11 protein-coding genes and 3 pseudogenes are annotated in these 12,061 nt (G+C 67.6%); 11 read left to right on the plus strand and 3 right to left on the minus strand.

The genetic code is table 11. The annotated features are described in order from the left end of the window. Positions 1–177: 177 nt before the first annotated feature. Positions 178–902 (minus strand): annotated as a pseudogene (locus tag ABZY11_RS38015) (IS6 family transposase). Between the two features lie 231 nt (positions 903–1,133). Between ABZY11_RS38015 and ABZY11_RS38020 the strand changes: the two are divergent. Together ABZY11_RS38020 and ABZY11_RS38025 are read left to right on the plus strand one after the other, a co-directional pair. Then, entirely contained in the window at positions 1,134–1,574 is a 441-nt protein-coding gene (locus ABZY11_RS38020; RefSeq protein WP_356483541.1) for a hypothetical protein, read from the plus strand. After that, a complete protein-coding gene (locus tag ABZY11_RS38025) occupies positions 1,571–2,200 on the plus strand; it encodes a hypothetical protein (RefSeq protein WP_356483542.1) in 630 nt (209 codons plus the stop codon). The genes ABZY11_RS38020 and ABZY11_RS38025 overlap by 4 nt, the downstream gene beginning before the upstream one ends. A 1,569-nt stretch (positions 2,201–3,769) precedes the next feature. On the opposite strand, the gene ABZY11_RS38030 is transcribed toward ABZY11_RS38025, so the two are convergent. Both ABZY11_RS38030 and ABZY11_RS38035 read right to left on the minus strand, forming a co-directional pair. After that, positions 3,770–4,438 (minus strand): DUF4232 domain-containing protein, encoded by a 669-nt coding sequence (locus tag ABZY11_RS38030; protein ID WP_356483543.1) that lies wholly within the window; start codon positions 4,436–4,438, stop codon positions 3,770–3,772. 144 nt (positions 4,439–4,582) lie between these two features. Next, positions 4,583–4,738 carry a hypothetical protein gene (locus ABZY11_RS38035; RefSeq protein ID WP_356483544.1) on the minus strand — a complete coding sequence of 52 codons (156 nt, stop codon included), beginning with the start codon at positions 4,736–4,738 and terminating at the stop codon, positions 4,583–4,585. A 324-nt stretch (positions 4,739–5,062) separates the two neighbouring features. Between ABZY11_RS38035 and ABZY11_RS38040 the strand changes: the two are divergent. From ABZY11_RS38040 to ABZY11_RS38080, 9 genes and pseudogenes are all read left to right on the plus strand, one after another. Next, positions 5,063–5,461: pseudogene (locus tag ABZY11_RS38040) on the plus strand (GNAT family N-acetyltransferase); the annotation flags it as partial. 238 nt (positions 5,462–5,699) lie between these two features. Next, positions 5,700–6,173 (plus strand): transposase domain-containing protein, encoded by a 474-nt coding sequence (locus ABZY11_RS38045; RefSeq protein WP_356483545.1) that lies wholly within the window; start codon positions 5,700–5,702, stop codon positions 6,171–6,173. Further along, positions 6,124–7,350, plus strand: coding sequence for a transposase (locus ABZY11_RS38050; RefSeq protein ID WP_356483546.1), 1,227 nt, complete (start codon positions 6,124–6,126; stop codon positions 7,348–7,350). The genes ABZY11_RS38045 and ABZY11_RS38050 overlap by 50 nt, the downstream gene beginning before the upstream one ends. Positions 7,351–7,690: 340 nt before the next feature. Continuing rightward, positions 7,691–8,629: an ATP-binding cassette domain-containing protein gene (locus tag ABZY11_RS38055; protein WP_356483547.1), complete on the plus strand. Its 939-nt coding sequence runs from the start codon at positions 7,691–7,693 to the stop codon at positions 8,627–8,629. Next, positions 8,626–9,432: pseudogene (locus ABZY11_RS38060) on the plus strand (ABC transporter permease); the annotation flags it as partial. The gene ABZY11_RS38055 and the pseudogene ABZY11_RS38060, both read left to right, overlap by 4 nt. A gap of 172 nt (positions 9,433–9,604) precedes the next feature. Beyond that, complete coding sequence (locus ABZY11_RS38065; RefSeq protein ID WP_356483551.1) at positions 9,605–9,871, plus strand: hypothetical protein; 267 nt, start codon at positions 9,605–9,607, stop codon at positions 9,869–9,871. 57 nt (positions 9,872–9,928) lie between these two features. Then, entirely contained in the window at positions 9,929–10,735 is an 807-nt protein-coding gene (locus tag ABZY11_RS38070; protein WP_356483548.1) for a GyrI-like domain-containing protein, read from the plus strand. Continuing rightward, on the plus strand, positions 10,732–11,745 hold the full coding sequence (locus tag ABZY11_RS38075; RefSeq protein WP_356483549.1) for a BtrH N-terminal domain-containing protein: 1,014 nt from the start codon (positions 10,732–10,734) through the stop codon (positions 11,743–11,745). Before ABZY11_RS38070 ends, ABZY11_RS38075 begins: the two co-directional genes overlap by 4 nt. Before the next feature lie 135 nt (positions 11,746–11,880). After that, positions 11,881–12,061 (plus strand): hypothetical protein (locus ABZY11_RS38080; RefSeq protein ID WP_356483550.1); only part of this gene is annotated, 181 nt, incomplete at its 3' end.

Consider the following 12,061-nt stretch of genomic DNA (forward strand, 5'->3'; position numbering starts at 1 on the left):
GCGACACACCGGCCCCAGTCTCGATCAGGTGATCAGTCGTCGTACTCATCAGGTGACTCCTTCGTGGAGGTCCACACCTGATTCATGACACTCCCCCAGGCGGTGCTGTCACGTTGTTGAGGGAGTGAGTGCCTGATGGTGTGTCGGGTGTGGAGGGGGCGGGTTCCGGCTCCGTGCTCAGGCCACGGCAGGCAGGCCGGCGACGCCGGTGATCTGGTCCCAGATGGCGAAGCGGTGGTCATCTCGGCGCGGTAGTGGGTGGCGGTCATCAGGTGGCGGCGGGGCCGGAAGTGGGGTGGGATGCCGCTGAACGCGGACAGGAACCGCTGGGCTCCGCCGACGCTGCGGAAGCCTTTCATGGCGCGTTCGCGCTGCCGGGTTGGCTGATGGCTGTTCTCGGCCCGGTTGTTGAGGCCCTTGTGGGAGCGGTGCTCGACCGAGGGCATCACCTCGCGGTGGGCCGCGCCGTAGGAGCGGAGTTTGTCGGTGACGATCACCCGCGGCACCGAGCAGGTCGTCTTCAGCAGGCGGCGGAAGAAGCGCCGGGCTGCGGCTTTGTCCCGCCGGTTCTGGACCAGGATGTCGAGCGCGGTGCCGTCGGCGTCGACGGCCCGCCACAGGTACTTCCGCTCTCCGTTGATCTTGATGAAGACCTCGTCCAGGTGCCACTTGTCGCCCAGCTGCACACGCCGGCGGCGCAGCGCGTTGGCATAGGACTGCCCGAACTTCGCACACCAGCGGCGGACGGTCTCGTGGGACACGATGACACCGCGCTCGAGCATAAGCTCCTCGACCTCACGGAAGCTGAGCGGGAAGCGGAAGTACAGCCACACACAGTGCGCGATGATCTCCACCGGGTACCGGCGCCCCTTGTACAACGGCGGCGTATTGCCCACGGACAACCCCCTCCACCATGATCAACCCGAAGATCATTTCACCCGGTCAGCCAACGTGACAGTGCCGGCGGGTGCAGTGACGCCGGTGGTCCGGGGCGCAGGGTGTGGCGCTGCGGCGATTGCCGTTCCTGGCCGGTCGTTTTGTGTGCTGGGCCCGAGTCACTCGTCCGGGGGCAGGGAAACGATCCTGCTGGCGAAGAGAGCGTACGCCCGGCCGGGACGTGGCACGGTGCGGTCATGAAGCTGATCAGCGTCCTGGCCGCAGCAGCCGTGGGTGCCGTACTCGTTGCCGGGCCGGTGCCCGACGCTTCGGCGGCGCAGCGGTACTGGAACAAGAAAGCGAAGTGCGAAGAGACCGATCCCGAGGGTCGAGTGATCCCCACTCGGTACGGCAACGGCGATCTCGGCTGGAATCACTTCTCCGGCAAGCACAACATCCGCCAGTGCCGGGTCGTCGACGCGGCACTGGCCGGGAAGGTGGACAAGAAGAGCGGGGGGCGCTTGGAGTACTACGGAGTCGCCCGCAGCGGAACCCGGTTCGTCGAGGTCGTGGTCATCGTGCAGTATGCCCGCCGCACGGCCGACGGTGAGTACGACGCGGGCAAGGGCAAGAAGATCGGGGTCATCACGGCCTACTGCAAGGGCGTCAACGAATGCCCGGCCTGGATCAACCAGTGAGCGGGCTGTGCGGGGAGACGGTTGAGCAGCAGGCGTACCTCACGCGCTACCTTCTCGACTACACGGCGGTGCCCCTCGTCGGCGAGACCTTCCTGCGTGGGGTGCTGCCGACGCGGGACGCGGTCCGGATCGTGACCGGTGACGGCGACGCCGTGGCACCGGCCGCACTGGTCGCCTACGAGGTGCCGCTGATGGACGACGATGGCGAGCCGGTCACCGCCCCGCTGGTGCTGGGCTGGGCTCGGACGCTCGCAGCCGGCGGCCCCCCGCAGCCGGACGCGTCCGTGATGGGCATGGCTCTGGTCCGGGTGGACACCTCCGCCGTCGAGCCCGCCCCGCCGACGCGCACGGACCGGGTACTGCGCGTGCTGCGGACACTGGCCTGGCCGTTCGCCGAGACACCGCCGAGCCCCCCACTGTGCGGCTTCCTCCTCACCGGACAGGACAGCATGCGGCTCTACATCGCGGTCGAGGAAGCCGCCGGGCCGGTCGCGGTCGATGTACGCCTCACCGGCGCACTGACCGCCCTGCTCGCCGCACTCCCCGCCCTCGTACACGAGAAAGAACGCTGGACAACCGACACCGACCCTCACTGCGCACACGCGGTCGACCTCACCACCTGGTGACAACCGGCAGCCGACAACAGGCACACCCGAGGACGTGACCTCCACCCGGCTCCGCAGAGCTGAACGCGTCAAGGATGCGGCGTCACGGGGCAGCAGACCGATGGTTGGTCACCTTCCAGGCGCTTCGCGCGATTTGGGCTGCCCGCTTCGGCGAGCGATTCGCCTGCTCATGGGCGTGATCGCGGCCCAAGACTCCGAATGCCGGATAGAGTCGTTCGTAGTCCCGTGCATGTCTGCGGGCGTGCATGATCCGGACCAGGGACCGACGTGACCCGCCATACACCGCCGCGACCAGTGGACGTTGAACAGCAGTTTCCCGAGGTGGCGCTCCTTCGGAGAGAGACCGTGCGGCTTCACCCACGTGTGGGTGAGCCGACGTGCGGAGACAGCTCGGTAGGAGGCCCGCTGCTGTGGCCGGTCGAGGAGGCCTGGCCGCTGTGCCCAGAGCACGAGGGGTCGCCGATGGTGCCGGTAGTACAGATCTACCGCACCAGCATTCCTGGCATCGTCCCGTTTCCCGAAGGGTGCGATCTACTCCAAGTTCTGTGGTGCCCACGGAAGCACAGCGGCCATCGCTGGGTCGTTCCGCATGTCCAATGGCGAGAGGCGGGCTCGGTCGGGAAGGTGCTGGAGACTCCGCCTAGCCCGGCGGAGCTGTGGGAGAACCACGTCCCGCGCCCGTGTGTGGTGCATCCCGAGCTGGTGACGGAGTACCCCTATTGGGATCTTCATGACGACATGTGGGACGAGTTGGAGTTCCGATTCCTGGACCTGGATCAGGAGACCGGCTGGGACTATCAGAGCCACCTCTCCACCGCCCCCGGGACGAAACTGGTCGGATACCCCGGCTGGTGCCAGGAACCAGACTGGCCGGAATGTACTGAATGCGGGAATCGAATGGAACACCTGCTGACAGTGGAAAGCACGGAATCCGACGCCGTGTCACGGCGTGCCTGGACCCCCGTCGAAGAGGGGGACACGCCCTACGAAGGACCGGGCCTGGTACTGGGCGACCTGGGCGGTGTGTACCTGTTCGAGTGTCACACTTGCCCTGGGCGTCCATTCACGCACCGCTACGACTGCCCGTAGCGATCGAGGGCTTGCTGGGCTGCCTACGAGGTCGCGGATCGTCGGCGCCCGCGAGCGAGCCTGCGCACGTGTGGGCCACGACGGTGGGGATGTTCGTGGAGAGCGCTCCGGCCGGCTCTCCCGAGCCGTGGTACCCCGACACCCCCGAGCCGTCCGAGCCGAGCACGCGCCCAATCCCCTGCCCGACGTGCCGGGCCAGCCATGAGATCGCCCTCACCGGCCGGTGAGGGCGATCCCGCGACAGTCACGCGCCCCAACGGGCACATCTGGGTCCGCCTCACAGGGAGCAGCGGCTGGCGAACCTGATGAAGTGGGCGATCCTCGCCATACCGACCTGAACCCCCCGCCCGACAGCGCCCCTTGGAACCTGCTGCGAAAGGGGCATGCCAAGCGTCGCCGACACGGGCTGGCCACACACTGGATGGCCAAGATCCTGGCCGAGTCCGGCGATTGGCCACCGGGACCGGCCGCGCACCGCGCCTACTCGTTCGTGTGCGTGGGGTAGACCTCGACGTCGGTGTAGGCGCCCTTGATGTCCCCCGCGTCCGCGGGCCACTTCAGGCTCACGGTGTGGGTCTCGTTCGGGGGCGTCACCAGGATGTTGGTCGGGGACGCGAGGCTGTCGCCGGTGTTGTCGATGTCGTAGGCAAGGTTGAAGACGGCGGCGTCACCGGGCTTCAGGGTGGTGATACGCGGCTGGGCGTGGCCGCGCTCGATGGGGTTCGAGGTGTTGTCGGCGTCCTTGATGTCGACGCCCGCGAAGCCCGTCGCCGAGCAGGTGGTCGAACCCCGGTTGATCATGGTGATGTCGATCCTGCCGGATTCCTCGTCGGGTGCGGCGTCCCTGGCGTCGATGGCCAGGTCCTCCGTCTTGCAGAACGTGACCTTCCCGCCGGTCTTCGTCGCGCCGTTCGCGGCTGCCTCTGCCTTGGTTTCCTCACCGGAGCCCGACTTCGCGTCGCTGGCCTCCGAGCCGCCGGAGCCCGAGCTGCCTTCCGACTTCGAGCCACCGTCCGAGGACGAAGAAGACGAGGCCGAGGAGCCCTTGGAGGACGAGTCCTTCCCGGAGCTGTCGCTGCCACAGGCGGTGAGCGAGAGGGTGGCGGCGACGCCGATGGCGGCGAGAGCGGTGATACGGGTGTACTTCACGGTGTTCCCCCAGAACGAGCGCTGTGCATGTGGTCGGAAGTATTTGTATCCCGCACCGAGTCACAGGCGGTCCCCCGCGGCGTCTTCGTTCCGTCACAGGCGTATTGACCTCATGGTCTCCCTGCGCGGGCACGAACGGCCCCGTCAGATCGACCCGTTCCAGAACGGGCACCAGGGCAGCCGGCCCCGCTGCAGATCCTCGACGCGCGCGCCGCACTCCGTCAGCCGCACCTTCAGATGCGCCCCCTCCGCCTCCGTCGGCTCCCACCCGTGCCGCTCACCCACCAGCTCGTGCTGCACGCGTTCCAGCTCGGCGCGTATTGCGGTGACGCCCTCGTGCTCCTGGCCGTCCTAGATGTCACCGGCCGGGGTGTTTGGGGGTGGTCGGGATCTCGGGAGGGGCCGGTGCGTGCAGCCGGAGACCGGCGGCGAGGAGGTCGTCGGCCAGGATCAACCGCCGCGCTGCGGGCCCTGGACAGCGCCGGGCAGGTTGCCGGCCTCGCGGCGGCGGATGGTCGTGCGGCTGATGAGCCACGGCCGCCCTGCAGCTCGGGAACGAGGCTGCACCGCCGGTTTTGAGACGACCTCAGTACCGCGGCCTCGACGGCAAGGACAGCAACCAGCGGGGTCCAGGCATGGGAGAGCGAGTGGGAGTCACAGGGTTTCGGCCTGTTCGCCGTGGAGATCCGGTCCACTGGCGAGCTGGCCGGGTTCACCGGCCTTTCGGTGCCCGACTTCTTGCCGGAGGTACTGCCGGCGGTTGAGGTCGGCTGGCGGCTGGGACGTTCCCACTGGGGGCAGGGCTTGGCCACCGAGGCCGCTGCGGCCGCTGTACGGTTCGGGTTCGAAGAGCGAGGGCTGGAGCGGATCGTCAGCATCATTCAAGTGGGCAACGAAGCCTCCGAACGGATCACCGCCAAACTGGGGATGCGTCCGGTCCGTGAGACCGTCAATCCCACCTGCGGTCGGCGAGTGCGGGTGTTCGAGTTGCCGTCGGACCAGTACGTCACAACCACTCGTTGATGGCGGCAACGAGGACTGCGCCCTCGTAGCGGACCGCGAGTTTGTCGTACCTGGTGGCCACGTGGGCTTCTGCCTGTGTCCGACGGCCAGGTGCAGCTCGGTGGGGGGCCTTGACCCAAGGCCGGGTAGTTAGCGTTTTCGCAGGTCACGCAAGTGCGTTGAGGGGTCGAGGACAAAGCGCAACGGAGCTCGTTGGTACAGGCAGTCGACCAAGACAGCTTGTTCCCGAGGAGCTCCGTTGCTGTTGCATTCTGTCCTGCCGTCGCCGCTGACGGCTATCACTCGTACGGTGACCGTGGCCGCGGGGAGGTTCGCCCCCGGTCACCTCGGCGAACTGACGGCCGTCGTGCCGTTCGAGCTGGTCGATGCGGTGCTGGCGGAGACACGGACGGTGCAGCGGCGGCTGCGCGATCTGCCGTCCCGGGTCGGGGTGTACTTCCTGCTCGCGACGTGTCTGTTCCCCGAGGTCGGCTACCGGCTGGTGTGGGACAAGCTGGTCGGCGGCTTGGCGGGTATGCCGGTGGCCTCGCCGAGCGCGAAGGGGTTGCGGGACCTGCGGCGCCGGCTGGGAACCGCACCGATGCGGGCGCTGTTCGAGGTACTCGCCGGGCCGCTGGCCCGCCCGATGACGCCGGGGGGTGCGGTTCGGTGGCTACCGGACAGTGTCGTTCGACGGCTGCAGCTCGCTGCGGGTACCGGACTCGCCGCGTAACCGGGCCTGGCTGGGACGGACGGCGCATCACGGCTATCCCACCCTGGAGTTGATGACGCTGGTCGAAACCGGGACCAGGTCCCTGATCGGCGCCGTGTTCGGCCCCACCGACGAGGGCGAGACCAGTTATGCCGGCCGTCTGCTGCACCTGCTGAGGCCGGACATGCTGGTGCTGTGGGACAAGGGGTTCGACGGCAACGCCTTCCTCAGGGCGGTGACCGCGACCGGCGCGCAGGTACTGGGCCGACTCCGCAACAACCGCCGCACCCCGGTCCTGACCCGCCTCGCCGACGGCTCCTACCTCTCGGTGATCGGCACCGTGAAGGTCCGCGTCATCGACGCCGAGATCACGGTGACCTGCGACGACGGCACCGTGTTCACAGGCTCCTACCGCCTGGTCACTACCCTGACCGACGCCCGCCGCCATCCCGCTACCGCCCTCACCGACCTCTACCACGAGCGCTGGGAACACGAGAGCACGTACTACGCGCTCCGCCACACGATCCTGCACGGACACGTGATGCGCTCGAACGATCCGGCCGGACTTGACCAGGAGATGTGGGCGTTGCTGTCGCTCTACCAGGCGTTGCGGGCGGTGATGGTCGAGGCCGCCGAGTCCGTACCCGGCACCGACCCGGACCGCTGCTGCTTCACCGTGGCCCTCCAGACCGCCCGTGACCGGGTCGTCCAGGCCGCCGGCATCGTCCCCGACGAGGCCGGCGGCCTCGGGTTGATCGGCCGACGGGTCCTGGCCCGGCTCCTCCCGTCCCGTCGGCGCCGGGTCAGCACCCGCAAGGTCAAGTCCCCGATGTCCCGCTACAGCGAGCGACGCGACGACGGCCGCCCCGACCACAGCCGCACCGTCACCCAGCTCGCCGTCACCGTCCTCGAACCCGGCCCCGAACAACCGCCGCTGCCCGCGGTCTCGCGCGACGATCGGAACGCCGTCCCTTCCCAGCGCCGTCGGCACCGCATCCTCGCCCTGCTCCAGGACGACCCGAACCGCCTGTGGAGAGTTGCAGAGATCGCCGCCCGCTTCGGCGACATCCGGCTGGACACCATGTATCGGCAACTCTCCCGATGGGCGGACAGTGGCCTCATCCACAAGATCGGCCCCGGTCTCTACACAGCCACGACCTGGACACCAACTGTCTTGCAAACAACGGCAGATCGCTAACTTCCCGGCCTTGGGCCTTGACCCCTGAGCTTGGACGTCCGCTGCTCGTGTTCGGCCAGGGCCCGGTAGATGCTGGGACAGGCTCGAGTTCTGCCTCTTACGCCTGCCGGTGGGGATGATCAGGCCGGGCTGGATCTGCCCGACCGTCTCGCCGCCAGCACGGCGACGCGGGACGGTGGGCAGCATGTCGTCGCTGTGATGACGGGCGGCCGACCTCTGTTCAAGTTTGACCAGCCTCACACTTCCTACAGCTTCGCGATGTAATCAAGTTTGACTAATCGCCTGTGGCACCCTACCTTGCACCTCTAATCAAATTTGATTACCGACGAAGGAGGATGCTTTGCCTGACTACGAACTGGCGATCGTCGTCGAAGGTCTGCGGAAGGTGTACGGAGACAAGCAGGCCCTCGACGGCCTCGATCTCACGGTCCGAGCCGGGACCGTCCAGGGGATTCTCGGCCCGAACGGCGCCGGCAAGACCACGGTCGTACGCACCATGTCCACGCTGCTGCGCCCCGAGGAGGGGCGTGTCGAGGTGGCGGGCATCGACGTGACGACCCGGGCCCGAGAGGTGCGCTCGCGGATCGGGCTGCTCGGCCAGAACGCCGCCGTCGACGAGGAGCTCAGCGGCCGCCAGAACCTGGAGATGTTCGGCCGCCTCTACCATCTCGGCGCACGTCGCGCCGGCGCAAGGGCTGATGAGCTCCTGGCCCGGTTCGGGCTCACGGACACCGGCAACAAGGCAATCAAGCAGTACAGCGGAGGCATGCGACGCAGGCTCGACCTCGCGGCCTCCCTCATTTCCCAGCCGGAGGTGCTCTTCCTGGACGAGCCCACGACCGGGCTCGACCCCCGCGGCCGCACCGAGGTATGGAACGCGGTGCGGTCCCTGGTCGGCGACGGCACGACCGTCCTGCTGACCACGCAGTACCTGGAGGAGGCCGATCAGCTGGCCGACCGGATCACGGTGATCAACCACGGGAAGGTCATCGCCGAGGGCACGGCCGACGAGCTGAAGTCCAAGACGGGCGGCGACCGAATCGACGTGGTCCTGCACGACACGAACCAGCTGGCCCGCGCCGCCTCGCTCCTGCCCGGTGAGGTGGCGGTGGACGAGGACCGACGGATGGTCAGCGCCTCGGTCAGCGACCGGATGGCGGCACTGACCGAGACCGTGCGGGCGCTGGAGGCGGCAGGCATCGAGGCGGAGGACATCGCGGTGCGCCGGCCGACCCTCGACGAGGTCTTCATGCACCTGACGAAGGAGGTCGCCGCATGAGTGCGACGCACAGTGTGAGCACGGCGCACGGCACGGGTCTGAAGCTGAGCTGGGCGGCGGCCGACTCATGGACGATGACCAGGCGCGAGCTGGCGCACTGGGCGCGTCAGCCGGTGCAGGTGGTCGTCGGGCTGGTCTTCCCGGTGATGATGCTGCTGATGTTCAGCTACCTGATCGGCGGTGGACAGGGCATCGAGGGGGACTTCAAGTCCTACCTGGTACCCGGCATGCTCACCATGACCATGGCCTTCGGTCTTGAGGCGACGATGCTCTCTGTCACCCAGGACCTCGGCAAGGGGGTCATCGACCGGTTCCGCTCGATGCCGATGAACTCTGGCGCGGTCCTGGTCGGGCGGAGCGTCGCCGACATGCTGCAGTCAGCAGTCGGACTGACCGTGATGATCGCGGTCGGATACGCGATCGGCTGGCGCTGGCACGACGGATTCGCCTCCTTCCTGGGAGCGGTGGGACTGCTGTTACTGCTCCGGTTCGCGATGCTGTGGATCGGCATCCACCTGGCGATGGTCGCGGGCAAGCCGGAACTGGTGCAGGCCGTGCAGATCCTGGTCTGGCCGGTCAGCTTCCTCTCCAACGCCATCGCCTCGCCCGAATCGATGCCGTCCTGGCTGGGCGCGATCGTGGAGTGGAACCCGATGTCCGCGACGGCCACCGCGGTACGCAGCCTGTTCGGCAACCCGCGCGCGGTCGGTGACTCCTGGGCCGCGACCCACTCGGAACTCCTCGCGGTGACCTGGCCGGTGGCCCTGATCGCGGTGTTCTTCCCGCTGGCAGTGAAGCGGTTCCCGGGACCTGAGCCGCTGACAAACCCGGCCTCGGCCTCCGGCCCGGTTCGCCGGACCGGAGGCCGCGGCCGGAGCCGCCTGGCGAGGTCGGCGCCGACGTACCGCGCAACAGCGGCTCCGCGAACCTGTGACCGCCACGGATCCGCACAGCCGCTTCGGCCGCACAACAGTCTTGGAGAACGACGAGCATGGCTCAGTACACGCACACCCCAAGTCGCAGTCCCCTGCGCCGCACACCGCCGACGTCCTTGAGGGGCTGACGACCGCGATCAACGTCGACCAGCAGCGGATCGGCTCCGACCCCCGCTCCACGGTCGGCACCGCCACCGACACCAACGCCATGTTCGGCATCCTCTTCAGCCGGCTCGGCCGACCGCACATCGGGCCGCCGAGCGCGTCCCCGGACGTCCCGAGCGATGACGGCGGCGAAGAGGAGTAGGACGGCGTCGCGGCTCATGGTGGACTCTCCCACGGTGGGAGAGTCCACCATGATGGCGTGCAAGACGAACTTCTCACCATCGGGCGCTTCGCCCGCCTGTGCCGGCTCAGCGTCAAGCAGCTACGGCACTACGACGAGACGGGGCTATTGGCTCCGGTCCGTGTGGACGCCGGCTCCGGGTACCGCTATTACGCCCCTGAACAGGCGCGCGACGCCTTGACCATCGCCCTGCTCCGCGAGATGGATCTTCCCCTGGCTGTGATCGCCCGGACGCTGGCTGCCGAGCCTGAGTCCAGAGCACAGATCCTGCGCGCTGAACGGGACCGGCTGGCCGAGCGGATCAGCAGGGATCAGACACGGCTGGAGATGCTGGAGCGGCTGGCGGAGGGCGGCCTGCCCGGCTATGAGGTGACGATCGGCAGAGAGCGGGAGCGACGGCTGTCGGTGGTGCGAGCAGACTGCTCCCCTGCGGGGATCGGGGAGAAGGTCGAGGAGTGTGTAGGCCGGCTGCTGCCCGTGCTCGGCAAGGCGGGAATCGCATGGGAGCCGCCGTTATGGGCGCTGTACCCGCTGGATCTGGAAGAGGGGATGGAGATCGCCGTAGGGGTGCAGACGCTGGAGGGGCAAGGACCACCCGGCCTGCGGCTTGAGGCGCTGCCCGGCGGACTGGCTGCGGAGACCGTGCACATCGGGCCCTATACCCAGCTCCCCTTGGCCTACAACGCTCTCTTCGCAGCCATCCACGAGCGCGGACTGCGCCCGCAAGCGCCCGTACGTGAGGCCTATCTCGTCGGGCCGACAGAGGCACCGCAAGAAGAATTGATGACCCGGCTGATCATCCCCGTTCAGGAGAGCATGGCATGACAAAGGTGCGAGACATCGATGCCCTCGGTACGCAGCACTGTGAGACGACAGCTCTGGGGGTGCTGCTGCGGCACGAGGGACTCGATCTGTCCGAGCCCATGCTCTTCGGCCTCGGCTCCGGTCTGTCCTTCATCTACTGGGACAGCAAGAACATGGGCTTTCCCTTCCTCGGGGGGCGGGTCAAGCCTTTCGAGCTCACGAGAAACCTGGCCACCAGACTCGAACTGGAACTCCTGGTCCAGGAGACCACCTCCCCCCACAGGGCATGGGAGAACGTGGCAGCCACCGTGGCAGCCGGTCGCCCCGTCGGACTGCAGCTCGACAGCTACTACCTCGACTACTTCGGGTCGAAGGTGCACTTCGGCGGTCATGTCGTCGCCATGTACGGCTACGACGACCACAACGCCTACCTGGTGGACACCAACCAGCAAGGCGGAGCGGTGTCCACCAGTCTGACCAGCCTCGCCAAGGCCAGAGCCGCGCGCGGCCCGATGACCGCCAAGCACCGCTCCTTCACTCTCACCGCTCCGAGAAACCTGCCCTCCCCACAAGGACAGATCATCCCCGCCATCACCGCCTGCGCCGACGCCTTCCTCAACCCGCCCATCGCCAACCTCGGTCACCGAGGCATCGAGAAGGCCAGCAAGCTGGTACGCACATGGCTCCAGCGCACCGACAACCCGCAACGGGACCTGCCACAGGCTGCCCTCTTGATGGAGAAGGCCGGCACCGGCGGTGCCCTGTTCCGAAACCTCTACCGTGACTTCCTCGCCGAATGCACCCAACTGCTCGACAGCAGCCGGCTGCGCACCGGCCACAGGTTGTACACCGAGGCAGCCACCCTGTGGACGGAAGCAGCAGCACTGATCACAAAAGCCGGTGAAACAGCCGATGCACCATGCCTCGCACAGGCAGGCATCGTCCTCCGTGATCTTTCACGCATAGAGCGCGAGGCCATGCAGGCGCTGAGCTGCTTGGAGAGTGAAGCCCCAGGCACGAAGAAGCTCTGACACTCTTCAAGGAACCTTCGTATTCAGAAGATCCCTCCCGACAGGCTGCCCAGCCCCCTGGAGCCTGAAAGAACCCTTCAAAACCTGGGCCGCTCAAGAACCCCGGACAACCGTTTTCTGACATGATCCGTGGCCGTGACGACTACTCAGGAGCCGGCGGACGACGCGGGCGACACGCTTGTCGTCCCCTCGCCCGACCGCTACGGCCGTAGCCTCCAGGACGGGTCTATCAGGAATCAGGTGTGGTTCGTCTGTTTGGCCTACAGGTTCTTCGGTGGGCTGATCGGCCTACGCTCGGATGGCGGTGAGGCGGCCG

Origin of the sequence: Streptomyces sp. NPDC006510 (assembly GCF_040611955.1) — a bacterium.
Taxonomy (GTDB): domain Bacteria; phylum Actinomycetota; class Actinomycetes; order Streptomycetales; family Streptomycetaceae; genus Streptomyces.